At 71.5% G+C, this 25,538-nt stretch carries 22 protein-coding genes and 1 pseudogene; 13 read left to right on the plus strand and 10 right to left on the minus strand.

What is annotated here, in order from left to right:
- Positions 1-196 precede the first annotated feature (196 nt).
- Together ACZ7LS_RS19140 and hmgA are read right to left on the minus strand one after the other, a co-directional pair.
- Entirely contained in the window at positions 197-955 is a 759-nt protein-coding gene (locus tag ACZ7LS_RS19140; protein ID WP_382520186.1) for a GntR family transcriptional regulator, read from the minus strand.
- Positions 956-1,024: 69 nt separating this feature from the next.
- A complete protein-coding gene (gene hmgA / locus ACZ7LS_RS19145) occupies positions 1,025-2,356 on the minus strand; it encodes a homogentisate 1,2-dioxygenase (protein WP_382671010.1) in 1,332 nt (443 codons plus the stop codon).
- 252 nt (positions 2,357-2,608) lie between these two features.
- Between hmgA and ACZ7LS_RS19150 the strand changes: the two genes are divergently transcribed.
- The 6 genes from ACZ7LS_RS19150 (at position 2,609) to ACZ7LS_RS19175 (ending at position 11,388) form a co-directional block, all read left to right on the plus strand.
- A complete protein-coding gene (locus ACZ7LS_RS19150) occupies positions 2,609-3,223 on the plus strand; it encodes a TetR/AcrR family transcriptional regulator (RefSeq protein WP_382671141.1) in 615 nt (204 codons plus the stop codon).
- Positions 3,224-3,383: 160 nt separating this feature from the next.
- Positions 3,384-5,738, plus strand: a complete 2,355-nt coding sequence (locus ACZ7LS_RS19155; protein WP_385135226.1) for a molybdopterin oxidoreductase family protein — start codon at positions 3,384-3,386, stop codon at positions 5,736-5,738.
- A 147-nt stretch (positions 5,739-5,885) separates the two neighbouring features.
- On the plus strand, positions 5,886-7,349 hold the full coding sequence (locus ACZ7LS_RS19160) for a CitMHS family transporter (protein WP_385135227.1): 1,464 nt from the start codon (positions 5,886-5,888) through the stop codon (positions 7,347-7,349).
- Positions 7,349-8,752, plus strand: a complete 1,404-nt coding sequence (locus ACZ7LS_RS19165) for an MFS transporter (RefSeq protein WP_385135229.1) — start codon at positions 7,349-7,351, stop codon at positions 8,750-8,752. Before ACZ7LS_RS19160 ends, ACZ7LS_RS19165 begins: the two co-directional genes overlap by 1 nt.
- A 142-nt stretch (positions 8,753-8,894) precedes the next feature.
- Positions 8,895-10,241, plus strand: coding sequence for an ABC transporter ATP-binding protein (locus tag ACZ7LS_RS19170; protein WP_382520177.1), 1,347 nt, complete (start codon positions 8,895-8,897; stop codon positions 10,239-10,241).
- 67 nt (positions 10,242-10,308) lie between these two features.
- Entirely contained in the window at positions 10,309-11,388 is a 1,080-nt protein-coding gene (locus ACZ7LS_RS19175) for a Zn-dependent alcohol dehydrogenase (RefSeq protein ID WP_385135231.1), read from the plus strand.
- Between the two features lie 17 nt (positions 11,389-11,405).
- On the opposite strand, the gene ACZ7LS_RS19180 is transcribed toward ACZ7LS_RS19175, so the two are convergent.
- The 3 genes from ACZ7LS_RS19180 to ACZ7LS_RS19190 are packed head-to-tail and all read right to left on the minus strand — an operon-like array spanning position 11,406 to position 13,907.
- Complete coding sequence (locus tag ACZ7LS_RS19180) at positions 11,406-12,422, minus strand: DMT family transporter (protein WP_382520174.1); 1,017 nt, start codon at positions 12,420-12,422, stop codon at positions 11,406-11,408.
- A gap of 32 nt (positions 12,423-12,454) precedes the next feature.
- Positions 12,455-13,207 (minus strand): ArsR/SmtB family transcription factor, encoded by a 753-nt coding sequence (locus ACZ7LS_RS19185; protein WP_382520173.1) that lies wholly within the window; start codon positions 13,205-13,207, stop codon positions 12,455-12,457.
- Between the two features lie 55 nt (positions 13,208-13,262).
- The gene (locus tag ACZ7LS_RS19190) at positions 13,263-13,907 is read right to left on the minus strand and encodes a TetR/AcrR family transcriptional regulator (protein WP_382520171.1); all 645 of its coding nucleotides are present in this window, start codon (positions 13,905-13,907) and stop codon (positions 13,263-13,265) included.
- A 63-nt stretch (positions 13,908-13,970) separates the two neighbouring features.
- On the opposite strand from ACZ7LS_RS19190, the gene ACZ7LS_RS19195 reads away from it, so the two are divergent.
- Together ACZ7LS_RS19195 and ACZ7LS_RS19200 are read left to right on the plus strand one after the other, a co-directional pair.
- Positions 13,971-15,122, plus strand: a complete 1,152-nt coding sequence (locus tag ACZ7LS_RS19195) for an acyl-CoA dehydrogenase family protein (protein WP_385135234.1) — start codon at positions 13,971-13,973, stop codon at positions 15,120-15,122.
- Between the two features lie 59 nt (positions 15,123-15,181).
- Entirely contained in the window at positions 15,182-15,469 is a 288-nt protein-coding gene (locus ACZ7LS_RS19200; RefSeq protein ID WP_275670244.1) for a YiaA/YiaB family inner membrane protein, read from the plus strand.
- A gap of 67 nt (positions 15,470-15,536) precedes the next feature.
- Here ACZ7LS_RS19200 and ACZ7LS_RS19205 read toward each other — a convergent pair whose 3' ends face one another.
- Positions 15,537-15,998, minus strand: a complete 462-nt coding sequence (locus tag ACZ7LS_RS19205) for an Lrp/AsnC family transcriptional regulator (RefSeq protein WP_385135236.1) — start codon at positions 15,996-15,998, stop codon at positions 15,537-15,539.
- A 93-nt stretch (positions 15,999-16,091) separates the two neighbouring features.
- Here ACZ7LS_RS19205 and ACZ7LS_RS19210 point away from each other — a divergent pair, with 93 nt between their 5' ends.
- From ACZ7LS_RS19210 to ACZ7LS_RS19220, 3 genes and pseudogenes are all read left to right on the plus strand, one after another.
- On the plus strand, positions 16,092-16,565 hold the full coding sequence (locus ACZ7LS_RS19210; RefSeq protein WP_382520165.1) for a rhodanese-like domain-containing protein: 474 nt from the start codon (positions 16,092-16,094) through the stop codon (positions 16,563-16,565).
- A gap of 25 nt (positions 16,566-16,590) precedes the next feature.
- Positions 16,591-16,698 (plus strand): annotated as a pseudogene (locus ACZ7LS_RS19215) (winged helix-turn-helix transcriptional regulator); the annotation flags it as partial.
- A gap of 117 nt (positions 16,699-16,815) precedes the next feature.
- A complete protein-coding gene (locus tag ACZ7LS_RS19220; protein WP_382671043.1) occupies positions 16,816-17,445 on the plus strand; it encodes a TetR/AcrR family transcriptional regulator in 630 nt (209 codons plus the stop codon).
- 31 nt (positions 17,446-17,476) lie between these two features.
- On the opposite strand, the gene ACZ7LS_RS19225 is transcribed toward ACZ7LS_RS19220, so the two are convergent.
- Positions 17,477-17,938: a MaoC family dehydratase gene (locus tag ACZ7LS_RS19225; RefSeq protein ID WP_382520162.1), complete on the minus strand. Its 462-nt coding sequence runs from the start codon at positions 17,936-17,938 to the stop codon at positions 17,477-17,479.
- 148 nt (positions 17,939-18,086) lie between these two features.
- Here ACZ7LS_RS19225 and soxR point away from each other — a divergent pair, with 148 nt between their 5' ends.
- Positions 18,087-18,569 (plus strand): redox-sensitive transcriptional activator SoxR, encoded by a 483-nt coding sequence (soxR, locus tag ACZ7LS_RS19230; RefSeq protein ID WP_382520160.1) that lies wholly within the window; start codon positions 18,087-18,089, stop codon positions 18,567-18,569.
- A 143-nt stretch (positions 18,570-18,712) separates the two neighbouring features.
- On the opposite strand, the gene ACZ7LS_RS19235 is transcribed toward soxR, so the two are convergent.
- Positions 18,713-19,324 (minus strand): hypothetical protein, encoded by a 612-nt coding sequence (locus ACZ7LS_RS19235; protein WP_382520158.1) that lies wholly within the window; start codon positions 19,322-19,324, stop codon positions 18,713-18,715.
- A 241-nt stretch (positions 19,325-19,565) separates the two neighbouring features.
- Between ACZ7LS_RS19235 and ACZ7LS_RS19240 the strand changes: the two genes are divergently transcribed.
- Positions 19,566-22,412 carry a penicillin acylase family protein gene (locus ACZ7LS_RS19240; RefSeq protein WP_385135239.1) on the plus strand — a complete coding sequence of 949 codons (2,847 nt, stop codon included), beginning with the start codon at positions 19,566-19,568 and terminating at the stop codon, positions 22,410-22,412.
- 129 nt (positions 22,413-22,541) lie between these two features.
- Here the strand turns inward: ACZ7LS_RS19240 and ACZ7LS_RS19245 are convergent, their stop codons facing one another.
- Together ACZ7LS_RS19245 and ACZ7LS_RS19250 are read right to left on the minus strand one after the other, a co-directional pair.
- Positions 22,542-23,861, minus strand: a complete 1,320-nt coding sequence (locus ACZ7LS_RS19245; protein WP_382520294.1) for an MFS transporter — start codon at positions 23,859-23,861, stop codon at positions 22,542-22,544.
- 182 nt (positions 23,862-24,043) lie between these two features.
- Entirely contained in the window at positions 24,044-25,342 is a 1,299-nt protein-coding gene (locus ACZ7LS_RS19250) for an exo-beta-N-acetylmuramidase NamZ family protein (RefSeq protein ID WP_385136034.1), read from the minus strand.
- Positions 25,343-25,538: the final 196 nt, after the last annotated feature.

The following is a 25,538-nucleotide window of genomic DNA, read 5'->3' on the forward strand; positions in this document are numbered from 1 at the left end:
GCGTCATCATGACGGGAAAGATATTCGCCTTCGTCACCGCCGCCGGAGTGTGATTTCGGGTCTGCATGAGCTGTTTGCCCGTCGTTCACCATGACCACTCGACCGGCCCGTACCACTCGACCGGCTCGCCCTCGGCGTGAGGTCTTCGCCATGATCAAGCCCGGCCGGTGTCAACAACGCTCGTGATCAACACGCCCTAGGCCATGAGGTCCGGCTCCACCGTGACCGAGAAGGAGAACCGGTCCCCCCGGTAGTGGATCCGCGCCACGTCCGCGACCCGGCCGCTCTCGTCGTACGTCACCCCCGTGTAGTGCAGGATCGGGCTCAGCAGCGGCACCCGCAGCAGCTCGGCCGTGACCGGGTCCGCGAGCCGGGCCTCCACCGTGTCGGTGATCCGGCTGATCCGGACCCCGACCAGGTCGCGCAGTACCTTCGTCATCGGCCAGCGCTCCAGATCCGTCACGTCGATGCCGGCCGCGACATCCGGACGGACCGCGTTCTCCGCCCAGTTGACGGGCTCGCCGCTCTCGCCGTCGCAGCGCAGCCGGCGGTAGGTGATCACCTCGTCCGCCCCCGGGAAGTACTCCGCGAGCGCGCCGGGCACCGGGGCCGGGCCATGGCCGAGGAGCGTGGTCAGCTCACCGGACTGCTGGGCCACGATCGCGTCGATCGAGCCGAGCAGCCGGCGCGGCGCACCGCGCCGGGCGCCCGGCTCGATGAACGTGCCGCGCCGCCGGTGCCGGCTGATCAGGCCTTCCTCCTCCAGCTCCTTGAGCGCCTGACGCATCGTCAGCACGCTGACGCCGTAGTGCGTGGCGAGCTGCTCCTCGGTCGGCAGCCGCAGCGGATCGTGCGGCCGGCGGCCCAGTATCGAGGCGCGCAGCGACTGGGAGACCTGATACCAGAGCGGAAGCTTGCGGTTCAGGATCAGTGAGTCAGGGGCGAAGGAGGTCACCGGCGACTCCCCGACTGTGGCGACTCCAAAACGGTGGCACCTCCACGACTGTGTGTCCGAAACTCCGGTTCATGGCCTGAAGTGGCGCTCCAGACCTTGCCATACGTTGTCGTAACCGCGCTGGAGATGGGTGGCACCGGCCGCCTGCGCGGTCGCCGTCACCGGCCAGCGGGTCTCGAACATGAAGGCCAGGCCGTCGTCGATCTTCTGCGGCTTCAGCTCGGCGGCGCTCGCCCGGTCGAAGGTCTGCCGGTCGGGGCCGTGCGCCGACATCATGTTGTGCAGTGAGCCGCCACCGGGGACGAAGCCCCCCTTGCCGGCCGTCTTCGCGTCGTACGCGCCCTCGATCAGGCCCATGTACTCGCTCATCACATTGCGGTGGAAGTACGGCGGCCGGAAGGTGTCCTCGCCGACCAGCCAGCGGGGGGCGAAGACGACGAAGTCGACTCCGGCGAGGCCCGGGGTCCCGGACGGCGATGTCAGCACCGTGAAGATCGACGGGTCGGGGTGGTCGTAGCTGATGGTCCCGATGACATTGAAGCGGCGCAGATCGTAGACGTACGGCACATGATTGCCGTGCCAGGCCACCACATCGAGCGGGGAGTGGTCGTAGGTCGCGGCCCAGAGATTGCCGCAGAACTTGTTGACCACCTGGGTCGGCCGCTCGACGTCCTCGTACGCGGCGACCGGCGCGCGGAAGTCGCGCGCGTTGGCGAGGCCGTTGGCGCCGATCGGCCCGAGGTCGGGCAGGACGAAGGGCCGGCCGTGGTTCTCGCAGACATAGCCGCGCGCCGTCTCGTCCAGCAGCTCCACCCGGAAGCGCAGACCACGGGGGATCAGCGCCACCTCGCCCGGACGGGCGGCGAGCAGGCCCAGTTCCGTACGGATCAGCAGGCCGCCGTGTTCGGGGACGATCAGCAGTTCGCCGTCCGCGTCGCTGAACACCCGGTCCGTCATGGGGGAGTTGGCGTAGTAGAGATGAATCGCCATTCCGGTGCGCCGGGTCGCGTCGCCGTTGCCGCCCAGCGTCCACAGGCCGGCCAGGAAGTCGGTGCCGGGGGCGGGCTCGGGCAGCGGGTCCCAGCGCAGCCGGTTGGGGTCGGGGACGGTTTCGGTGAACGGGGCCCCGCGCAGCGAGCCGTTGTCGATACGGGCGAACGGCGGATGCGCGGCCGACGGCCGGATCCGGTACAGCCAGGTCCGCCGGTTGTGCGCGCGGGGCTCGGTGAACGCGCTGCCGCTCAGCTGCTCCGCGTAGAGACCGAGCGGTGCGCGCTGGGGTGTGTTGCGGCCGACCGGCAGCGCCCCCGGCACGGCCTCGGAGGTGTGCTCGTTGCCGAAGCCGGAGGAGTGGTCCAGCGCCCCGGCCGTCTTCCGCGCCTGCTCGATGTCGTTCGTCATCCGCGTCCGCTCCTCGATCAAGGAATCCCGGAAGGCTAATCCTATGGACAACCGTAGGATTAGTGGTGCGCTTCGTCAACGGGGCCGAGCGGCATCATGGATCTCGTGTCACGCGACCGTACGCATACCAAGCCCGATGGCGAGCCCCACGTGGGCGCCGAACCCGAAGCCGAGCCCGGCTCCGTCCCCGACGCGGATCTCGGGGCGGACACGGAGGCGGACGAAGAATCCGAGGTCGGAGGGCTCCGCAAAGTGCCTGTGCAGCAGCGCAGCACGGAGCGGCTGGCCCGGATCCTCGACGCCTGCGGGGCGCTTCTCGACGAGGCCGGGTACGAGCAGCTGTCCACCCGGGCCGTCGCCGCCCGCGCGGGCGTTCCCATCGGCTCGGTCTACCGCTTCTTCGTCAACAAACGGGCCATGGCGGACGCACTCGGAAGGCGCAATCTCGACAGCTATACCGAGGGCATCGCGGACCGGCTCGCGATGCTCGACCCGAATGACTGGCGGGGCGCCATCGACGCCGTACTCGACGAGTACCTCTCCATGAAGCGCACCGTGCCCGGCTTCTCGCTCGTGGACTTCGGTTCCCAGCTCCCGCTGGGCACCCGGCCGGGGCCCCTCGACCGCATCCCCGTCGACCCGGCGACCGACCCCAACCACCGGGTCGCCAGACGCCTCGCCGGACTGCTTTCCAGCCATCTCGGCCGGGCCCCCGACCCGGCGCTGCAGCGCACGGTCCTGGTCGCAGTCGAGGCCGCCGACGCGCTGCTCCAGCTGGCGTTCCGGACGGATCCGGCCGGTGATCCCTGGATCGTGGGGGAGACCAGGAAGCTGCTGCGCGCGTATCTCGCGAGGACCTTCGACTGACGAGGACATCCGACTGACACGGGTGTCCGGCCGGGCCTTCCCGGGCCCTCTTTCTCTTTGCCCCTTTCCTCTGTTGTTGCCCGTACCCCCTGTTGCTGTCCGTACCGGTCGGTATGCTCGGGGTGCTCGCGCGTCACCGCTGCCGCCGCCCGGAGGGCCCATGCATCCCGAAGACGCACCACGCACCCCGGAGGCGGGGCGGACCCGTACCGCCCCGCGCATCTGCCCCCTCTGCGAAGCCACCTGCGGACTGACCCTCACCATCGAGGGGACCAGGGTCACCGGTGCCAGGGGCGACCGCGACGATGTCTTCAGCCGGGGTTTCATCTGCCCCAAGGGAGCGTCCTTCGGCGAGCTGGACGCCGACCCCGACCGGCTGCGCGTCCCGCTCGTGCGCGAGGGCGGGGCACCGCGCGAGGCGAGCTGGCAGGAGGCGTTCGCGCTGACAGCCGCCCGGATACGGCCGCTCGTCGAGGAGTACGGGCCGCAGTCCGTCGGCGTCGTCCTCGGCAACCCCAATGTCCACACGATGGCCGGGGCCCTCTACCCGCAGCTTCTCCTGGGCGCGCTCGGCACCCGCAATCTCTTCACGGCCAGCACGCTCGACCAGATGCCCAAGCACGTCTCCAGCGGGCTGCTCTTCGGGGACGCGTTCGCCATCCCCGTACCCGATCTGGACCGTACGGACCATCTGCTGCTCCTGGGCGCCAACCCACTGGATTCCAACGGCAGTCTCTGCACCGCGCCCGACTTCCCCGGCAAGCTGAGGGCGCTGCGCCGGCGCGGCGGCACGCTCACCGTCGTCGACCCGCGCCGTACCCGCACGGCGCGGCTCGCCGACCGGCACATCCCCATCAGGCCCGGTACGGACGCCCTGCTGCTCGCCGCCCTCGCCCATGTCCTCTTCGAGGAGCGGCTCACCGACCTCGGGGCGCTCGCGGGCCAGGTCGAAGGCATGGACGAACTGCGCGACGCGATACGGGACTTCACCCCCGAGGCGGTCGCCCCGGCCTGTGACATGGCCGCCGGGGAGATCCGTACGGTCGCCCGCGAGCTGGCCGCCGCGCCCACCGCCGCCGTCTACGGCCGCGTCGGCAGCTGCACCGTTGAACACGGCACGCTCGCCAGCTGGCTCGTCGACGTGCTGAACATCCTCACCGGCAATCTGGACCGGCCCGGCGGCGCGCTCTTCCCGCTCTCCGCCACCGACAGGCCGCCCAGGATTCCCGCCCCCGGCAAGGGATTCAGGCTCGGCCGCTGGACGAGCAGGGTGGGCGGGCATCCGGAGGCCAAGGGCGAACTGCCCCTCGCCGCGCTCGCCGAGGAGATCGAGACGCCGGGGGAGGGCCGGATCCGCGCGGTGATCGCCCTCGCCGCCAACCCCGTGCTGTCCGCGCCCGACGGCGACCGGCTCGACCGGGCGCTGGCCGGCCTCGACTTCATGGTCAGCGTCGATCCGTACCTCAACGAGACCTCACGCCACGCGGATGTCGTCCTGCCGCCACCGCCGCCCGCGCAGAGCGCCCACTTCGACTTCGCCTTCAACGGTTTCGCCGTGCGGAACCAGGTCCGCTACACCCGTGCCGCCGTCCCGCTGGAGGAGGGCCGGCTCGACGAGAGCGAGATCCTGGCCCGGCTGGTCCTCGCGGTCGGCGGCATGGCCGGCGTATCCCCCTCGGCCGTGGACCAGATGGCCATCGACCGTACGCTCGCCAGGGCCGTGACCGACCCGCACTCGCCCGTGCACGGCCGCGACCCCGAAGAGCTGTCCGCGCTGCTCACCGGCGCGAGCGGACCCGAGCGGCAGCTCGATCTGAAGCTCCGGCTCGGCCCGTACGGCGACGGCTTCGCCGCCGGGGCGGGCGGTGTCCTGGAAGCCGCCGGTGTCCCGGAAGCCGTTGGCGTCCCGGAGGGCTCCGGCGTCCCGGAGGGCTCCGGCGTCCCGGGGCTCCGGCTCGAACGGCTGCTTGAGCACCCCCACGGCATCGACCTGGGCCCCCTGCGCCCCCGCCTCCCCGAGCCGCTGAAGACCCGCAGCGGGCGGATCGAGCTGCTGCCCGCCCCCCTCGCCGCCGATCTGCCCCGGCTGCGTGCCGCCCTCGCCGAGCGGCCCGCCGCACTGGTGCTCGTCGGCCGCCGCCATCTGCGCTCCAACAACAGCTGGATGCACAACCTCCCGGCGCTGAACGGCGGTTCGAACCGCTGCACCCTCCAGATCCATCCGGACGACGCGGCCCGGCTCGGTCTCAAGGACGGCGAGGCGGTCCGTATCACCGCCGACGGGGGAGCGCTGGAGGCGCCGGTGGAGATCACCGACACGGTACGGACAGGGGTGGTGAGCCTGCCGCACGGCTGGGGCCATGACCGTCCGGGCACCCGTACCTCGGTGGCGAGCGCCCGGCCGGGAGTCAATGTCAACCAGCTGCTCGACGGCTCCCGGCTCGACCCGCTCTCGGGCACGGCGGTGCTCAACGGATTCCCCGTCGAGCTGTCGCCGGCCGCCCCGACTCTTTAGCTCCCTCTTACCATCCCGGCCGTGACCTGGGCTTTTGCTCGTATTGCTCGCGTGTCAACATCTTGTTAACGGCTGGTGGCCAGACCTAACGTCATCCGAACCGCCGCCCCCGGCGGTAGTTCAAGGGTGAACGTGAGGGGCCTCTTAATGCTGACCATCCTCGGCTTCGTCATGATCGCCACCTTCCTGGTGCTGATCATGACGAAGAAGATGTCGCCGATCGCGGCGCTGGCACTCATCCCAGCACTCTTCTGCGTCCTTGTGGGGCAGGGCGGCCAGCTGGGTGACTACGTCATCAAGGGCGTCGGCGAACTCGCGCCCACCGCCGTCATGCTGATGTTCGCCATCGTCTACTTCGGCGTGATGATCGACGTAGGGCTCTTCGATCCGATCGTCCGGGGCATCCTGCGCTTCTGCAAGGCGGACCCGATGCGGGTCGTCGTCGGTACGGCCGTGCTCGCCGCGGTCGTCTCGCTGGACGGCGACGGCTCCACCACCTTCATGATCACCGTCTCCGCGATGTACCCGCTCTACAAGCGCCTCGGGATGAGCCGGGTCGTGATGACCGGCGTCGCCGCCACCGCGAACGGCGTGATGAACACCCTGCCCTGGGGCGGCCCGACTTCCCGTGCGGCGACCGCGCTCAAGGTCGACGCCGGCGAGGTGTTCGTCCCGATGATCCCGGCGCTCGGGGTCGGACTGCTCGCCGTGTTCTTCCTCGCCTATGTGCTGGGCCTCCGGGAGCGCAAGCGGCTGGGTGTCCTCACCCTTGACGAGGCGCTGGAGAGCGAGACCACGAGCGAGACCGTACTGGTCAAGGCCGGCAGTGGTACGAGCGCGACGGCCGACGGCACGGGCACGGGCACCGGCACCGGCAAGGGCGGTAGTGCCGCGGGCAGGACCACCGGCGGCACCGGCACCGGCGGCAGCGACGCCGCCGACGACGACGGGTCGTCCGACGGCGACGGCTTCCAGGGGCTCGACCCCCACCGCGCGACCCTGCGCCCCCGGCTCTACTGGTTCAACGCCGCGCTGACGGCCGCCCTGCTCACCGCGATGATCATGGCGCTGATGCCGATTCCGGTTCTCTTCCTCCTCGGCGCGGCCCTCGCCCTCACCGTCAACTACCCCAAGATGGCCGAGCAGAAGGCCCGGATCGCGGCCCACGCCGACAACGTCCTGAACGTCTCCGGTATGGTCTTCGCCGCCGCCGTCTTCACCGGTGTCCTGACCGGCACCGGCATGGTCCAGCACATGGCCGACTGGCTCGTCGGCGCCATTCCGGACGGCATGGGCCCGCACATGGCCCTCGTCACCGGCGTGCTGAGCCTGCCGCTCACGTACTTCATGTCCAACGACGGTTTCTACTTCGGAGTCCTGCCCGTGCTCGCAGAGGCCGGCGCCGCCCATGGCGTCTCCCCGCTGGAGATAGCCCGCGCCTCCCTCGTCGGCCAGCCGCTGCACATGTCGAGCCCGCTCGTGCCCGCCGTCTACGTCCTCGTCGGCATGGCCAAGGTCGAGTTTGGCGACCACACCAAGTTCACGGTCAAGTGGGCCGCGCTCACCTCGCTGGTGGTGCTCGGCGCCGGACTCCTCTTCGGCATCATCTGATGGTCTCCGCGCAGACTCTGGCCGGGGCGCCCGGTGGGCGAGGCTGGCTCCTCCGTCTGGTCATCGCCTTCAGCTTCACGCAGGGCGCGGTGTCGATGGCGAGGCCGGCGGTCTCCTACCGGGCGCTGTCCGTGGGCGCGGACGAGCGCGCGATCGGTGTGATCACGGCGGCCTACGCGCTGCTGCCGCTCTTCGCGGCCGTACCGCTCGGCCGCAGGACCGACCACGGCCGGTGCGTCCCGCTGCTGGTGGGCGGTGTGGTCCTCATCGCCGCCGGCTGCGCGCTCAGCGGTACGTCGGGCTCCCTGCCCGAACTGGCCGCCTGGAGCGGGGTGATGGGCCTCGGCCATCTCTGCTTCGTCATCGGCGCCCAGTCGATCGTCGCCCGCCGCAGCGCCCCGGACGAACAGGACCGCAACTTCGGCCACTTCACCATCGGCGCCTCCCTCGGGCAGCTGACAGGACCGGTCGCCGCCGGGCTGCTGGTCTCCGGCCAGGGCGCCGAGATGGCCCGTACGAGCGCCCTCGCGCTGCTCGTCTCGGGCGCCGCCGCGGCGGTCTCCTTCACCTCGCTGTGGCGGCTGGAGGCGCGTACGGCGCGCGGCGCCACCACCGCCCGCCGCGCCGCCAAGGTCCCCGTCCGCCGCATCCTGCGCACCAGGGGCGTACCGGCGGGCATCTTCATCAGCCTGGCCGTGCTCTCCGCGACCGACATCCTCACCGCCTACCTTCCGGTCATCGGCGAGGAGCGGGGGATCACGCCCACCGTGATCGGACTGCTGCTCAGCCTGCGCGCCGCGGCCACCATCGCCTGCCGGCTCGTGATGACCCCGATGATCCGGTGGCTCGGCCGTACGGTCCTGCTCACCGTCACCTGTCTGCTCGGCGGCCTGCTGTGCGCGGGCATCGCCCTGCCCGTGCCGGTGTGGGGGCTGGCCGTGATGCTCGCGGCGCTCGGGTTCTGTCTGGGCGTCGGCCAGCCGCTGTCGATGACGACCGTCGTACGGGCCGCCCCCGACGGAGCCCGCTCCACCGCCCTCGCGCTCCGGCTCACCGGCAACCGGCTCGGACAGGTCGCCGCCCCGGCCTCCGCCGGTCTGGTCGCGGGGGTCGCGGGTACGGCCGCGCCGTTCCTGATGCTCGGCGTGCTGCTGGTGGGCGCGGCCGGACTCGGCCTGCGCAGGTCGGGCGGGACGCCCGCGGACCCACCGGCCGCGCAGCCCACGGACCCGCCGTCCGCCGTGAAGCCCGCGGACTCACCCTCCGCCGGGGCGCCCGCCGACCCGCCGCCCGCCGTGACCCCGACGGACCCGCCGCCGCCCGCCGTGACGCCCCCCGACGCACCGCGTGGCACCGCCACCGAGCCCGGCCGCCGCCCGGCCCCGGCCCGCGACACCCCCTGAGGCAGGGCCCGGTCCGGGAGCGAGCCCCCGAGCGCCTCAAGGTCACTCAACCTTCTCGCAGGTCATTCCCTGACAGCGCGTAGTCGGCTAACTTCAGGCGTCGCACCCGCTCCACCTTTCTTCCTCCCGGGCGGAACCATTCATGACTCGCGCCATCTCACTGCACAGCGTCAGCAAGGTGTACGGACGCTCCACGCGCGCCGTCGACCGCTTCTCGATCGATATCGCACCAGGCGAGTTCGTGGTGCTGCTCGGCCCCTCGGGATGCGGTAAATCGACCGTGCTGCGCATGATCGCCGGGCTTGAGCACATCACCGACGGCGAACTCCTCCTGGACGGTGAGCTGTCCAACGACGCCCCGCCGCGCGAACGTGACATGGCGATGGTGTTCCAGAACTTCGCGCTCTACCCGAACATGACCAACCGCGACAACATCGGCTTCCCCCTCATGCTGGAGAATCCGCGCGAGGACCGCACCCAACGCGTGGACGCCACCGCCCGGATGCTCGGCATCGAGAGCGTGCTCGACCGCTATCCGAGCCAGCTCTCCGGCGGCGAACGCCAGCGGGTCGCGATGGGCCGGGCCATCTCCCGGCGGCCCTCCACCTTTCTGATGGACGAGCCGCTCTCCAATCTCGACTCGAAGCTGCGCAGCCATCTGCGCGCCGAGATAGCCCAGCTCACCGCCGAACTGGGCGTCACCACCGTCTATGTGACACACGATCAGGGCGAGGCGATGTCGCTCGGCGACCGGGTCGCGGTGATGCGCGGCGGAGTGCTCCAGCAGGTGAGCGCGCCGCGCGAGGTGTACGCGCTGCCGGAGAACGTGTTCGTGGCCGCGTTCATCGGCACCCCCCGGATCAATCTGCTCCAGGCCGTGGTGTTCGCACCACTGGACGGACGGATGTCCATCGACCTCGGCAAGCAGCGCCTCCCGCTGCCCGAACCCCTCAGCTCCGACCACCAGTTGCTCCGTATCCAGCAGGGCAGGCAGATCATCGTCGGGCTGCGCTCCGAGGCGGCCCGGATCGCTCCGCCGAGCCAGGCACGCTCCGGTGAGGTGGCGCTCAGCGGCATCGTCGAGCACATGGAGTACCAGGGTCATGAGGCGCTGGTGCATCTCGACATCGGCTCCCGGCCCGCGGTGGTCGCCGATCTCGAATCCCCCCGGCCCAGGTCGCCCGTCCGGCGTCGCGGCAGGAGCGGCCCCGGAATGCTGGAGCGGCTCAGGGAGCGCACCATCGGCCGGATCAGCGGTCCCGTCGTGGCGCTCGACGACCCGGAACCGCCGCGCCCGGCCACGTACAGTCCGGAGCGTGCCGCCATCTCCGCCAGCGATCTGGTCGTCCGTACCGGCCCCGACATGCGGCTGCGGACGGGCGCGCAGGTGCCGCTCCTCGTCGACCTCGCGCACCTCTACGTCTTCGACGACTACGGCCGCCGGATCTGCCCGGCGCCGCGGGACATGCCGGGCCTGGTGGACATGTGACGCCCGGACGCCCGCGGTGCCCGATGCCGTCACCCTCACATCGCCTCTGAACCGGGAGAGAACCCTCGTGGTCCGCGCCGCCATCCTGTCCGCCGTCGGAGCCCCGCTGGAGATCGCGGGGATCGAGCTGCCCGAACCCGGTCCCGGCAGGGTACGGGTCCGTCTCGCCGCCGCCGGTGTCTGTCACTCCGATCTCTCCCTGTCCAACGGCACGATGCGCATCCCGCTCCCCGCGGTCCTCGGCCACGAGGGCGCCGGTACGGTCGTCTCCGTCGGCGAGGGCGTCACGCGTGTCGCGCCGGGCGACGGTGTCGTCCTCAACTGGGCCCCGTCCTGCGGGACATGCCCGGCCTGCGCCCTCGGCGAGGTCTGGCTCTGCGACAGCGCGCTCGCGGGCGCGGCGGGCGTCCACGCCCGTACCGCCGACGGCACGGACCTCCACCCCGGCCTGAACGTCGGGGCGTTCGCCGAGGAGACCGTCGTGGCCGCCAACTGTGTCCTGCCGCTCCCGGCCGGGGTACCGCTCACCGACGCCGCCCTCCTGGGCTGCGCCGTCCTCACCGGCTACGGCGCGGTCCACCACGCGGCGCGCGTCCGCGCGGGCGAGTCCGTGGTGGTCTTCGGCGTCGGCGGGGTCGGTCTCGCCGTCCTCCAGTCCGCCCGGATCGCCGGGGCGGGGCCGGTCGTCGCCGTCGACGTCTCCCCGGAGAAGGAGGCGCTGGCGCGCGCGGCCGGAGCCACCGAGTACGTCGTCGCCTCCGACACCACCGCCAAGGACATCCGCCGGCTCACCGGCGGCCGGGGAGCGGACGTGGCCGTCGAGTGCGTCGGCCGCGCCACGACCATCCGTACCGCCTGGGACTCCACCCGGCGCGGCGGCCGTACGACGGTCGTCGGCATCGGCGGCAAGGACCAGCGGGTCACGTTCAACGCGCTGGAACTGTTCCACTGGGGCCGTACGCTCTCCGGCTGCGTCTACGGCAACAGCGACCCGTCGAAGGACCTGCCGGTGCTCGCGGAGCACATCCGCGCGGGCCGGTTCGATCTGAGCGCGCTCGTCACCGAACGGATCGGGCTGGACGGCATCCCGGCGGCGTTCGAGAACATGCTCGCGGGCCGGGGAGGCCGGGCCCTGGTCGTCTTCTAGCGCCGGGAGGGAACCTCTCAGCGCAGGGACGGGTCCTGGGGTTCGTGGCGGGGGGTGCCCTGGCGTTCATCGCGAGGGGCCGTCGGCGCGGGGGCCGGTTCGCCGGCGTCGCCGTCGTGCCGCGCGACCACGGCGCCCCGGCGCGGACGCGAGCGTGACACCGCCACCCCGGCCAGGCACAGCGCACCGCCCGCCAGGGTGAACAGGCCCGGGATCTCGTCCAGGAACAGCCAGGACATCAGGACGACCAGCGCCGGGACGGCGTACGTCGTCGCGCCCATCCGGCCCGCCGTCGTACGGGCCAGCGCGTAGGCCCAGGTCGTGAACGCCAGCGCCGTCGGGAACACGCCCAGATAGACCATGTTGAGCGTGGCCGACAGCGGGGCGCTCGCGGCCTCGTGGAGCAGTTGCCCGGCGAACGGCAGACAGGCGACCGCGCCGACCAGACAGCCGAAGGTGGTCACCTGGAGCGCGCTCGCCTTCGCCAGCGCCGGCTTCTGCGCCACCACGCCGCCCGCGTAGGCCACCGCCGCCAGCAGACACAGCAGCACCCCGAGCACCGAGGCATGGCCCTCGCCGGACATCGACAGCCCCACGGCGACCGCGCCCGCGAACGACACCGCCATGCCCGCCACCAGCCGGGGCGGCAGCGTCTCGCCCAGCAGCCGGGCCCCGAGCAGGGCGATGAGGATCGGGCCTATGTTCACGACCATCGCGGCCGTGCCCGCGTCGACCTCCTGCTCGCCCCAGTTGAGCACCACCATGTACACGCCGAACCAGAGCAGACCCGACACCGCGATCCCGGGCCAGGCGGCCCGCGGCGGGGGCCCCTCCCGCCGTACGAGCCAGACCGCGCCGAGGACGACCGCGCCGGCGAGCAGCCGGCCGAGAGCCAGCGCCCCCGGCGAGTAGGCGGCGCCGGCGCTGCGGATCGATACGAAGGCCGAGGCCCAGAGCACGACCGTCACACCCGCCGCGGCCACGGGCAGCCAGGTCGCGCGGGAGGGACGGGCGGAGGTCGTCGAGTGCGTCATACGGTGAAGGTACGCGGACAACGCTGCGGCCCTCACCGCAATATCCCGGGCTCGATCCCCAGCCTCTCGTACAGCTCCCGCTCCCCGCACTCGGTCACCTTCACCGCGCGCTCCGAGCCGATCCGTACGCACCATCCGGTGTCCAGCGCGTGGCGGCACAGCGCCGCGCCCGCGACCCCGGCCAGATGCGGCTTGCGCTCCGTCCAGTCGAGACACGACCGTACGAGCGGCCGGCGGCCGGTGCGCTCCAGCCCGATGCCCTGCTCCCCGAACCAGGCCACGCCCCGGTCGGTGAGGGCGAAACCGGTGTCCTGGCGGAGCAGGCCGCGTACGGTCAGGGCGTCCGTGATCGCCAGTCCGAGGCGCCCGGCGAGATGGTCGTAGCAGGTGCGTCCCCGGGCCATGGCGTTGGTGGCCCCGGCCGCGCGCAGTGTGCGGGGCGGCTCCTCCGGGGGTGTGGTGTGCGCGGCCAGATCCTCCACCAGATGGGCGGCGCGCGGGTCGGCGAACCGTACATAGCGGTGCCGGCCCTGCCGCTCCTGTGCGAGCAGTCCGCCCGCGATCAGCTTTCCCAGATGCTCGCTGGCGGTCGACGGAGCGACCCCGGCGTACCGCGCCAGCTCGCCCGCCGTCCACGCCCGGCCGTCCAGCAGGGCGAGACAGAACACGGCGCGGGTGTCGTCGGCGAGCAGCGCGGCCAGGGCGGCGAGCCGGGGCCCGGACCGCCCGGAGGGGCCGGTGCGGGCGGGGTGTCCGGCGTGGCCGGGGTGCTCGGTGCGTGCCATCTCTCCAGGATGCGGCAGGGACGCTTCGGCAGGGGCCGAAGTGTGGTGTGCCCGGCTACGGCGACGCGTACCGCTCGTACTGGAGCGAGAGACCGTCGAGCAGCGCCCGCAGCCCGGTCTCGAAGGCGCCCTCGTCGACCTGCCGCCGCCGTTCGGCGAGCAGATGGGCCTGGCCGAGGTGCGGATAGTCGGCCGGGTCGTACGCCGTGGCGTCGTCGACGAAGCCGCGCGCGAACGAGCCGAGCGCCGAGCCGGTGATGAAGTACCGCATCAGCGCGCCGATATGGGTGGCCTGCGCGGGCGGCCAGCCGGCTCGGACCATCGCGCCGAAGACGGCGTCGGCGACCCGGAGCCCGGCCGGCCGGCGGCCGGGGCCGACGGCGAGCAACGGGACGAGATGCGGGTGGTCGGCGAGGGCCGCGCGGTAGGAGACGGCCCAGTCGTGCAGCGCGGTGCGCCAGTCGCGGTCGTCGCCCTCCCCGAACATCGACAGATCGACCCGTGCGCTGACCGCGTCGGCGACGGCTTCGAGGATCTCGTCCTTGGTCCGGAAGTGGTTGTAGAGGGAGGGCCCGCTCACCCCCAGCTCGGCGGCGAGCCGCCGGGTGGAGACCGCTTCGAGACCCTCGGCGTCCACGAGCGCGCCCGCCGTCGCCACGATGCGTTCTCTGCTGAGCAGGGGCTTGCGCGGTCTGGCCATGGCGCACATAGTAGGGCCTGCCGATCAGAAACTAGCAGTGCTAATCAACTGGGGGGTGCGCAGGTGGATCTGGAGCTGAGCGAGGAGCACGAGGCGGTGCGCCGGCTCGCCGCGGACTTCGTCGGCCGCGACATCACCCCGTACGCCGCCGACTGGGACCGGCGCGAGAGCGTCGACCGGGGGATCGTCGCGAAGCTCGGCGCGCTGGGCTTCCTCGGCCTGACCGTGCCCGAGGAGTACGGCGGCTCGGGCGGCGATCACTTCACGTACTGCCTGGTCACGGAGGAGCTGGGCCGGGGCGACTCGTCGGTGCGCGGCATCGTCTCCGTATCGCTCGGTCTCGTCGCCAAGTCCATCGCGGCCTGGGGCGACGAGGAGCAGAAGCGCGCGTGGCTGCCGGGGCTCACCTCGGGCCGCACGCTCGGCTGTTTCGGGCTGACCGAGTCCGGCACGGGCTCCGACGCGGGCAGTCTCGCGACCCGGGCCGTGCGCGACGGCGGAGACTGGGTCGTCAACGGCTCCAAGATGTTCATCACCAACGGCACCTGGGCCGATGTCGTCCTGCTGTTCGCCCGCACCAACGACACCCCGGGACACCGGGGCGTCTCCGCCTTCCTCGTACCGGCCGACAGCCCCGGGCTCACCCGGCGCGAGCTGCACGGCAAGCTCGGACTGCGCGGCCAGGCCACCGCCGAACTGACCCTGGAGGATGTGCGGGTACCGGCCACCGCGCTCCTCGGCCCCGAGGGCAAGGGCTTCTCGCTCGCCATGTCCGCGCTCGCCAAGGGCCGGATGTCCGTCGCCGCCGGCTGCGTCGGGATCGCGCGGGCCGCGCTTGAGGCGGCGGTCGGGTACGCGGGGGAGCGCGAGCAGTTCGGCAGGTCCATCGCCCACTACCAGCTGGTCCAGGAGCTGATCAGCGACATCGCGGTCGATGTGGACGCGGCCCGGCTGCTGACCTGGCGGGTCGCCGATCTGATCGACCGGGGCGAGGAGTTCGCCACCGCCGCCTCCAAGGCCAAGCTCTTCGCCTCCGAGGCCGCCGTGCGCGCCGCCAACAACGCCCTCCAGGTCTTCGGCGGATACGGCTACATCGACGAGTACCCGGTCGGCAAACTTCTGCGCGACGCCCGGGTGATGACGCTCTACGAGGGCACCAGCCAGATCCAGAAACTGATCATCGGCCGGGCGCTGACGGGCGTGTCGGCCTTCTGAGTACCGGCTGAGTACGCATACGGATGTGGCGCCCGCCACAGGCCCCGATGCTGGCCCGTATGACTGAGACTCCCGTCAAGCAGCAGAACACCGCGGCCTTCTACGGTCAGGCCGTCCTCTCCTTCGGCCTCGCGCTGGCGGCCGTGACCGTCGGCATCATCAAGCTCGAAGCCAGCGCGTGGGTGCGTGGCTTTCTCGGTATCGCCGTCCTCTACCTGACGACCTCGGCGTTCACGCTGGCCAAGGTGGTCAGGGACCGGCAGGAGGCCGGGCAGATCGTCAGCCGGGTCGACCAGGCGAGACTGGAGAAGATCCTCGCCGAACACGACCCCTTCCAGAAGCTCTGACAGGGCAGGCCAGGGCAGGGCAGGCCGGGCCAGGGCCGAGCCGGGCGTGGTGGCCGGTGGCCGTCGTTCAGTCGTCGAGGGCGGTGCCGGTGATGGCGCGGCCCTTCAAGGGGCTGGAGTAGACGACGGTGGTGGTGACGGAGCCGAGGCCGGCGATACGGCCGGTGGTCTGTTCGAGGTGGCGCATGGAGCGGGCGACGACCTTGAGGATGAAGCAGTCGTCGCCGGTGACGTGATGGGCCTCGATGATCTGGGGGGTCGTGGCGATGAGGTCATGGAAGGGCTTGTAGTTGCTGGTGGGGTAGCGGAGGCGGACGAAGGCCAGGATGTCGAGTCCCAGTCGTTCGGGGTCGGCGACGGCGGAGTAGCCGGTGATGATGCCGGTCTCCTCCAGGCGGCGGACGCGTTCGGTGACGGCGCTGGGGGACATGGACACCGTCCGGGCGAGTTCCGCGTAACTGGCCCTGCCGTCACTCTGCAGGGCATCCAGGATGCGCAGGTCGGTACTGTCCGGCGAATACGTGCTCATGCGGCGAAGCTGCCAGGGAATCACCGGTGAATCAAGTCGATCGCCGGTGATCGTTGGTTCCGGCGTGTGCTGGTCGGTCATAGCGTTGCGGGCATGGAAAACAACGCAACGAGTGCGGCACTGACGGTGCCGCCCGCGCACCCCGACGCCGCCGTCGCCTTCTTCGAAGGACGGCTCTCCTTCCAGGCCGACGTCTCCGACGTGCGTGCCTCCCTGCTGTCCGGGCACGCGGGGTTCGCCCTGATCGACTCCCGTGGCGTCGCGGGCTGGCGGCAGGCGCACATTCCCGGGGCCCTGCACCTGCCCACCGCCGGCATCCCCGCCAGGGCCGCCGCTCTGCTGGACCCCGCCCTCCCGGTGATCACCTACTGCTGGGGGCCGGGATGCGACGGCGCCACCCGCTCGGCCCTCGCCCTGGCCCGGCTCGGCTACCGCGTCAAGGAGATGATCGGCGGCATCGAGTACTGGATCCGCGAAGGGTTCCCCGTGCGGACTCCGGACGGGGTCGAGCAGCGGCCGGCCGACCCGCTGACCGCGCCGCCCGGCGCCATCACCTGCGCGTGCTGACACACCGCACCGGTGGGCGCGTCCAGCCGTCGACGGGATCGGCCGGCGCCTGCTCACCGTGACCGCGCGGAGCCCCGCACGGGACGGCATCCTGACCCGTACCGTCCACGGCGTCATGCCGCCTCACGTCACTGAAGCCGTCGGTTCGGAAACCGCACTAAGCGCTTGCTCACCCTCGGGGTATGGTGTTCGTCCCGCCCGATGGGCCGGGCGGGACGGGTGAGCCGGATGGAACGGGACGAGGTGAGCGATGCGCGCGGCGGAGCGTACGGCGGACGGCGAGAACGCGCCGTGGGGTGAGGTCACCCCGGAGGCGGCCAGGAAACTGCTGGTCGCCGCGGTCGAGGCGTTCGCCGAGCGTGGGTACCACGCCACCACCACCCGCGATATCGCGGGCCGCGCGGGGATGAGTCCGGCGGCGCTCTACATCCACTACAAGACAAAGGAAGAGCTGCTCCACCGGATCAGCCGGATCGGCCATGACAAGGCCCTGGCGCTGCTGACGGCCGCGGCCGACGGTGAGGGCACGGCGGCGCAGCGGCTCGCCGAGGCCGTCCACAACTTCGTACGCTGGCACGCCGAGGGGCACACCACGGCGCGGGTCGTGCAGTACGAGCTGGACGCGCTCGGCCCCGAGCACCGCGCCGAGATCGTCGAACTGCGGCGGCGCAGTTCGGCGGCGGTGCGGCGCATCCTGGTCGACGGAGTACGGGACGGGGAGTTCGACGTCCCCGATGTGCGGGGCACCACCCTCGCGGTGCTGTCGCTCTGCATCGATGTGGCGCGCTGGTTCAACGCGGCGGGGGCCAGGACCCCCGACGAGGTCGGCGCGCTCTACGCCGACCTCGTCCTGCGCATGGTCGCCGCCCCCCAGAAGTAGCGCCCGCCCGGAAGCGGCACGCTCAGAGATCTCAGAAGTAGAAGCGGGACACGGACTCCGCCACACAGGCCGGCTTCTCGCCGCCCTCGCGCTCGACCGTGACAAGCGTGGTGAGCTGCACTCCGCCGCCCGCCTCCGCCACGTCCGTCAGGACCGCCGAGGCGCGCAGCCGCGAGCCGACCGGCACGGGGGAGGGGAAACGGACCTTGTTCGTCCCGTAGTTGATGCCCATCCGCGCGTTCTCGACCCGCAGGATCTGCGGTACGAACACGGGCAGCAGCGACAGCGTCAGATAGCCGTGCGCGATCGTCGTACCGAACGGCCCCGCCGCGGCCCGCTCCGGGTCCACATGGATCCACTGATGGTCACCGGTGGCCTCGGCGAAGAGGTCGATTCGCTTCTGGTCGATCTCCAGCCACTCGCTGTGCCCCAGCCGCTCGCCGATCCCGGCGCGCAGCTCCTCGGCGGAGGTGAAGATCCTCGGCTCGGCCATGTCCCTGTTCCCTGCCTCTCAAGCCCCTGAAGCCCGTCAAGCGCCCCTGTCCAAGCGCTTGCTCAGCATGTTGGGCGGGTGCGCTCCTGTCAACGCGGACACAGGGATCGTCCAGGGCGGACGCACGACAGGACCTAGGCTTGGCGGAGTGCCACAGATTCCCGGGAAGATCCACGAGCTGACCGTCGGTCAGCTGTCGGCGCGCAGCGGCGCCGCCGTGTCCGCCCTGCACTTCTACGAGTCCAAGGGGCTCATCAGCAGCCGCAGGACCAGCGGCAACCAACGCCGCTACGGGCGCGACGCACTGCGCCGCGTGGCGTTCGTCCGCGCCGCCCAGCGCGTGGGCATCCCGCTCGCGACGATCAGGGACGCCCTGGCCGGACTCCCCGAGGGGCGCACCCCCAACCGGGACGACTGGGCCCGGCTCTCCGAGGCGTGGCGCGCGGAGCTGGACGAGCGCATCACACAACTCGGGCGGCTCCGTGACCACTTGACCGACTGCATCGGCTGCGGCTGTCTGTCCCTGGAGACCTGTGTGCTGTCCAACCCTGACGACATCTTCGGTGAGCGCATGACGGGCTCGCGCCTGCTCCCGGAGCGCCGGGTTCCGAAAGACCCCGAGCGCTCCTGACACCCGCGCGGCCGTCACGGCACACGGCAGGTCACACCGTCGTGCGGATCACCGTCGTGCGGATCACCGTCGCGCGGGTCGTCCTCGCGCCGGTCACCGATACCGCGGGGGCGCGCCGTCTCCGGAGTCCGCCCCCGCAGACCTCAGGCCACCGACGCCAGATCCTTGAGCCGCGCCCGCTTCGCCCGTGCCAGCGCGTCGGACGTGAGGACGGGCAGCGGTACGACGATGCCGCAGCCCGTACAGACCGGCCCCGACCAGGGTTCGCCCGCGAGGTCGGGGCGCCAGATGATGTCGTGGTCCGCACAGACCGGGCAGCTCGCCCCCGGGCCCGTCTCCAGTCCGGAGATCAGCCGGCGCAGCACCTCGGCCAGCGACTCGGACGGATGGGCGGCCGGGTCGTCGCACCTCGCGACGCCGTTACCGCCCCAGGTCCGCCGGTGCCAGTCGTCGAAGCTCTTGGGGCGCCGCAGCCCGTCGTGCTTCTCGCGCCTGCGCCGTTCGGCGAACTCCCTCTCGTACGCGAGCCATACGGCCCGCGCCTCCTCCACCTCGTCCAGCGCGGCCATCAGCCGCACCGGATCGGGCGCCCTGTCCTCGGGCTCGATACTGTGCCTCGCGCACAGATGATCCCAGGTCGCCCGGTGCCCATAAGGGGCAAACCGCTCCAAGCACTTGCGCAGTGAGTACCGTCGCAAGGCCAGATCGCATCGCGGGTCGCGCACCTGTCTCGCAAGACTCCGGAATCCGGCCATCGCATGCCACCTCCGTCGCTTCATCGGCGTTGAGGAATGGACGTACGCCTGCCCCATTCGGCTCCATCAAAAAACAGATGGCACCCATGGATTCCGACATTCCGGTTGTTATCGAGCTGAATTCGATATCGATTCACAGGAACCGGCATATGACGGTTCGGAAAAGGTGACTGATGTTCACCTTACCGGGCGGTCATACCGTCGGTAACCTCCGGCGCACCGTCCTCCCCGAGGAGCACCCATGCGACGACGCACCGGAAGACTCGCCAGCGCCACCGCCGCGGCGGTGTTCGCGCTGGGCGCGGCTCTGCTGACCCCGCTGCCACAGGCCGCCGCCGAACCCGCGCGGGCGCCCGCCCCCGCGGCGGACGCCCGCGGCGCGGCGGCCGACCCCGTCACCGATCACTGCCAGGGGCAGTGCGCCGATATCCTGCCGCCCGGCCAGAACGGCAACGCCACCCTCGCCGACATCCTCGGCAACCGTCTGTTCGGCACCTTCCCCGCCCACGCCTCCGACCAACTCGGCCGGTACGACGCGCTGGTGGCCGGTCACGGCGGACTGACCGACGCCAAACTCACCGACTTCTTCAACGACGCCTCCTTCGGGGTCCCCGCGAACCAGGTCGAGTCCGTCACCTCCCCGCGCGACGACGTCACGATCACCCGCGACAAGAAGACCGGCGTCCCGCACATCAAGGGCACCACCCGCTACGGCACCGAGTTCGGCGCCGGCTACGCGGCGGCGCAGGACCGGCTGTGGATGATGGACCTGTTCCGCCATATCGGCCGCGGTGAGCTGACCTCCTTCGCGGGCGGCGCGCTCGCCAACCAGGGCCTTGAGCAGCAGTTCTGGCCCTCGGCCCCGTACACCGAAGCGGAGTACGAGGCCCAGATCGAGCGGATCAGGACCACCGAGGGCGAGCGTGGCGAGCTGGCCATGGCGGACGCGCAGGCGTATGTCGACGGCATCAACGCCTACCGCCAGAAGTCCAAGGACGGCCGCTACTTCCCCGGCGAGTACGTACTGACCGGCAAGATCGACTCGATCACCAACGTCGGCGAGATCCAGCCCTTCAAGCTCACCGACCTGATCTCCATAGCGTCCGTCGTCGGCGGCCAGTTCGGCGGCGGGGGCGGCGGTGAGGTGCAGGCGGCGCTCTCGCTCCTCGCCGCCCAGCAGAAGTACGGCGTCGTCAAGGGCACCGAGGTCTGGGAGTCGTTCCGTCAGCGCGACGACCCCGAGGCCGTGCTCACCGTCCACGACGGCACCGCGTTCCCGTACGCGCGCAAGCCCGCCCAGCCGCGCGGCACGGCCCTGCCCGACGCCGGCTCCGTCCAGGCGGAACAGCTGGTGTACGACAGGACCGGCTCGGCCGTGACGAAGGCCAAGGCCCCGGTCGCCGCCCCGGAGAAACTCAAGCCGCTCCAGGGCCTCTTCGACGACGGCGTCGTCCCGCCCGGCTCGCTCTCCGCCAAGCGCGGCATGTCCAACGCGCTGCTCGTGTCGGGGCAGCACACCGCGAGCGGAAATCCGGTGGCCGTCTTCGGCCCGCAGACCGGCTATTTCGCGCCACAGCTCATGATGCTCCAGGAACTCCAGGGCCCCGGCATCAGCGCCCGCGGCGTCGCCTTCGCCGGAGTCGGCATGTACGTCCAGATGGGCCGCGGCCAGGACTACGCCTGGAGCGCCACCTCGGCGGCCCAGGACATCACCGACACCTACGCCGTCGAGCTGTGCGAACCGAACGGCTCGCCCGCCACCAAGGCGTCCACGCACTATCTCTACCGCTCCGTCTGCACCCCGATGGAGAAGATGGAGCGCAGCAACTCCTGGAAGCCGACGGTCGCCGACTCCACCGCCGCGGGCTCCTACCGGCTCCAGGTCTGGCGTACCAAGTACGGCATGGTCACCCACCGCGCGACCCTCGGCGGCAAGCCCGTCGCGTACACCTCACTGCGGAGCACCTACCGGCACGAGGCCGACTCCATCATCGGCTTCCAGATGCTCAACGACCCCGCGTACACCAAGGACGCGGCCTCCTTCCAGCAGGCCGCGCACCGCATCGGCTATGCCTTCAACTGGTTCTACGCGGACTCGCGCACGGCCGCCTTCTTCAACAGCGGCTCGAACCCGGTGCGCGCGGCGGGCGTCGATCCGGCGCTGCCGGTCAAGGCCGAGCAGGCGTACGAGTGGCAGGGCTTCGACCCGGTGCCGAACACCGCCGCGTACACGCCGTTCGCCCAGCATCCGCGGTCGGTCGGACAGGACTACTACATCTCCTGGAACAACCGGCAGGCGAAGGAGTACGACACGGCGGGCTTCGGTTTCGGCGCCGTGCACCGGGGCGATCTCCTGGACGACCGCGTCAGGAAGCTGGTCGCGGACGGCGGGGTCACCCGCGCCTCCCTCACCCGCGCGATGGCCGAGGCGGCCGTGACCGATCTGCGCGGTGAGCAGGTGCTGCCCGAACTGCTGAAGGTGCTGCGCTCGGCGCCCGTCACCGACCCCCAGCTCAGCACCGCCGTACAGCAGCTGGAGGCCTGGCGCGCGGCGGGCTCCCCGCGCAAGGAGACCGCGCAGGGCTCGCACACGTACGGGAACGCCGACGCCGTACGGATCATGGACGCGTGGTGGCCGAGGCTGGTCGAGGCCGCGTTCAAACCGGCTCTCGGCGACGGCCTCTACCAGGCGCTCACCGCCTCGCTCCCGACCGACGAATCCCCGGCCTCCAGCCATGGCCCGACGGGCGCGCACAGCGGCTCCGCGTTCCAGTACGGCTGGTGGGGATATGTCGACAAGGACCTCCGCCAGGTCCTGGGCGACCCGGTCCAGGCCCCGACACCGGACACGTACTGCGGGGGCGGCTCGCTGAGCGCCTGCCGTGACGCGCTGCTCACCACCCTGAAGGCAGCGGCGGCGGCGCCCGCCAACGCGGTCTACCCGGGCGACGACAACTGCTCGGCCGGCGACCAGTGGTGCACGGACTCGATCATCCACCGGGCGCTGGGCGGCATCAGCCACCCGAAGGTCAACTGGCAGAACAGGCCGACGTACCAGCAGGTGGTGGAGTTCCCGAGCCACCGGTAGAAGCCGGGTTCTGGCACGCGGGGTGAACCCGGCACCTCCGGGTCCGCACGGCGCGTGCGCCGGTGGACGCGGACGCCGCGGCCGGTCCCGGGCGGTGCTGCCGCCCGGGACCGGCCGCGGTGTCCCGCGTCAGCCCAGTTCGCGTTCCTTTGTCTCCGGCAGCGCCCGCACGCACAGCAGGGAGATCAGGGCCATCCCGCAGACATACCAGCCCACCGACGCCGAGCCGAAGCCGGACTGGAGGCGCGGCACGACCAGGGGGGACACCGCGCCGCCCAGGACGCCGCCCAGGTTGTACGCGAGGGAGGCGCCCGAGTAGCGGACGCGCGCGGGGAACAGCTCCGGCAGATAGGCGCCCATCGGGCCGGATGTCACTCCCAGACAGAACAGCGCGCCGCCGAGGGCCAGCGCCATCAGCACCGGCCGCCCGGTGTCGAGCAGCGGGAACAGCAACAGGCTCCAGATCGCGGCCAGTCCGCACCCCGACAGGACCAGTCTCCGCCGGCCGTCCGTGTCGGAGCGGGTGGCGGAGAACCAGATACCGGCCGCGAGGAAGAGACAGGCGACCAGGGACAGCGCCAGCATCGTCTCGCGCGGCACACCCAGGGTGGTCGTGGTGTACGAGAGTCCATAGGTCATCGAGGTGTAGAAGAGGGCGTACACGACGGCCATCGAGCCCGCGCCGAGCAGCAGTTCGCGCGGGTGACACCGCAGCAGCTCCATCAGCGGTGCCCTGCTCGCGGCCCGTTCCGCCACGGACCGCGCGAAGACCGGGGTCTCGCTGATCTTCAGCCGTACGACCAGTCCGACGGCGACCAGCAGGAAGGACAGCAGGAACGGAATGCGCCAGCCCCAGCCGGCGAAGGCCGCCTCGTCGAGCGACGCGGACACCAGCCAGAAGACGCCGGTGGCGGCGGAGAAACCGACGGGCGGGCCGAGTTGGGGGAACGCCGCGTACAGCCCGCGCCGCCCGCGCGGCGCGTGCTCCACGGCCAGGAGCACCGCACCGCCCCACTCGCCGCCGATCCCGATGCCCTGGAGGAAGCGGAGCGAGACGAGCAGCAGGGGCGCCCAGCTGCCCAGGGTGGCGTAGCCGGGCAGCAGCCCCACCAGCGCCGTGGACAGACCCATCAGCAGCAGTGAGGTGACCAGAACGGATTTGCGGCCGACGCGGTCACCGAAATGGCCGAAGACGATTGAGCCGATCGGGCGAGCCAGAAAGGCCACCGCGTACGTGGAGAACGACGCGAGCGTGGCGTTGAGCGGGGAGAGGTTGGGAAAGAAGACGTCGTCGAGGACCAGCGCCGCCGCCATGCCGTAGATGAAGAAGTCGTAGAGCTCGATGGTGTTGCCGATGAAGCTCGCCACGGCCACCCGGCGCGGACTCTCCCGGCGTTCCGGGGTGTCCGCGGCGGGCGCCGTGGGAGTGGGGGACAGAGTTTCGTCGATCACGACAGGCACTTTCACGGCCGGTGAACGGCACGGTCAACGACGCCTGTCGGGCACTCTCTGGATTCGAAGCACTACCGGCTGTTATCGGCCGAGCGGCGCACCGCACGACCGTTCGGCGTCCGGCGGAGCCGCGCGACGGCGTCCGGCGGAGCCGTGCGACCACCTGCGGAGCCGCGCGGTCACCGGTAGAGCAGATACTCCTTACGTACGGCGCGGAACGCGGCCAGTTCGCTCCGCCACGCGCCGGTCACCTCGTCCGTGTCCGCGCCCGCGTCGATCAGTGTGCGGACCTTCGCCGACCCGGTCAGCTTGTCGATCCAGTGGTCGGCGCGCCAGGCGAACCCGCTCCACGACCGCTTCGCCGTCACCAGCAGCGCGACACCGGTGCGTACCGGATCGAAGGACTCCCGGTCGTGCACGTGGAGTTGCACCCCGCCGATCGTCCGGCCCTGGAACTTGGAGAAGGTCGGCGCGAAGTACGCCTCACGGAAGCGCACCCCCGGCAGTTCCAGCGCGTTGGCCGCCGCGGCCCACTCGGGGCCGACGCCCTCCGCGCCCAGCAGCTCGAACGGCCGTGTCGTGCCCCGCCCCTCGGACAGGTTCGTCCCCTCGAAGAGACACGTCCCCGCGTACACCAACGCGGTCTCGGGCGTGGGCATGTTGGGACTCGGCGGCACCCACGGCAGGCCCGTCGCGTCGAAGAAGTCACCGCGCCGCCAGCCCGCCATCGTGACGACGTCCAGCGCGGCCGGTTTCGACGTGAGGAACTCGCCGTTGAACAGCCGTGCCAGCTCGGTGACGGTCATGCCGTGCGCCTGCGAGATCGGCTGACGCCCCACGAAGGTCGCGAACTCCCGCTGGAGGACCGGCCCCAGGGCCGCCCGTCCGGTCACGGGATTGGGCCGGTCGAGCACCACGAACCGCTTGCCCGCGAGCGCCGCCGCCTCCATGCAGTCGTACAGCGTCCAGATGTATGTGTAGAAGCGGGCGCCCGCGTCCTGGATGTCGAAGACGACGGTGTCGACCCCCGACGCGATGAAGATATCCGCGAGGGGCTGACCGCTCTTCAGATACGTGTCGTACACGGGCAGCCCGGTGGCCGGATCGTCGTAGCGGCCCTCGGAGCCGCCGGCCTGCGCCGTGCCGCGGAAGCCGTGCTCCGGGCCGAAGACGGCGACCAGCCTCACCCGTGCGTCGGCGTGCATGACGTCCACGATGTGGTGTACGTCGGAGGTGACGCCGGTCGGGTTGGTGACCACGCCGACCTTCTCCCCGGCCAGGAGCCGGTAGCCGTCGGCGGCCAGCCGGTCGAAGCCGGTGCGGACCCGCGTGCCGCCGCCGGGGTGTCCGGCGCCGGTCGCGTCTCCCGGGCGCGGGGCCGGCGCGGGCGCCGCGGCCCGCGCGCTCGCCGTGCCCGCCGCACCCATGGCGCCCATCGCGCCGCCGGCGGCCAGCAATCCCCGTCTGGACAGGCTCATTCCGCTACCTCCGCGCACTCGGACCCGGTTGTCTGCCATGGCCACGCACGCTAGCGCTCCCTGTAGCCGCACGGAACGAGTCCGACCGGACGTCGCGCCGCCCCGCGCCGCTCCTCCCCTTCCGCCGCCACATACCGACCGGTTAGTCTGTCGGGGGCGACGAGGTCGTCCAGCGCGTCGACGAGGCCGTCGGCGA

Source organism: Streptomyces sp. NPDC039430, assembly GCF_055639435.1.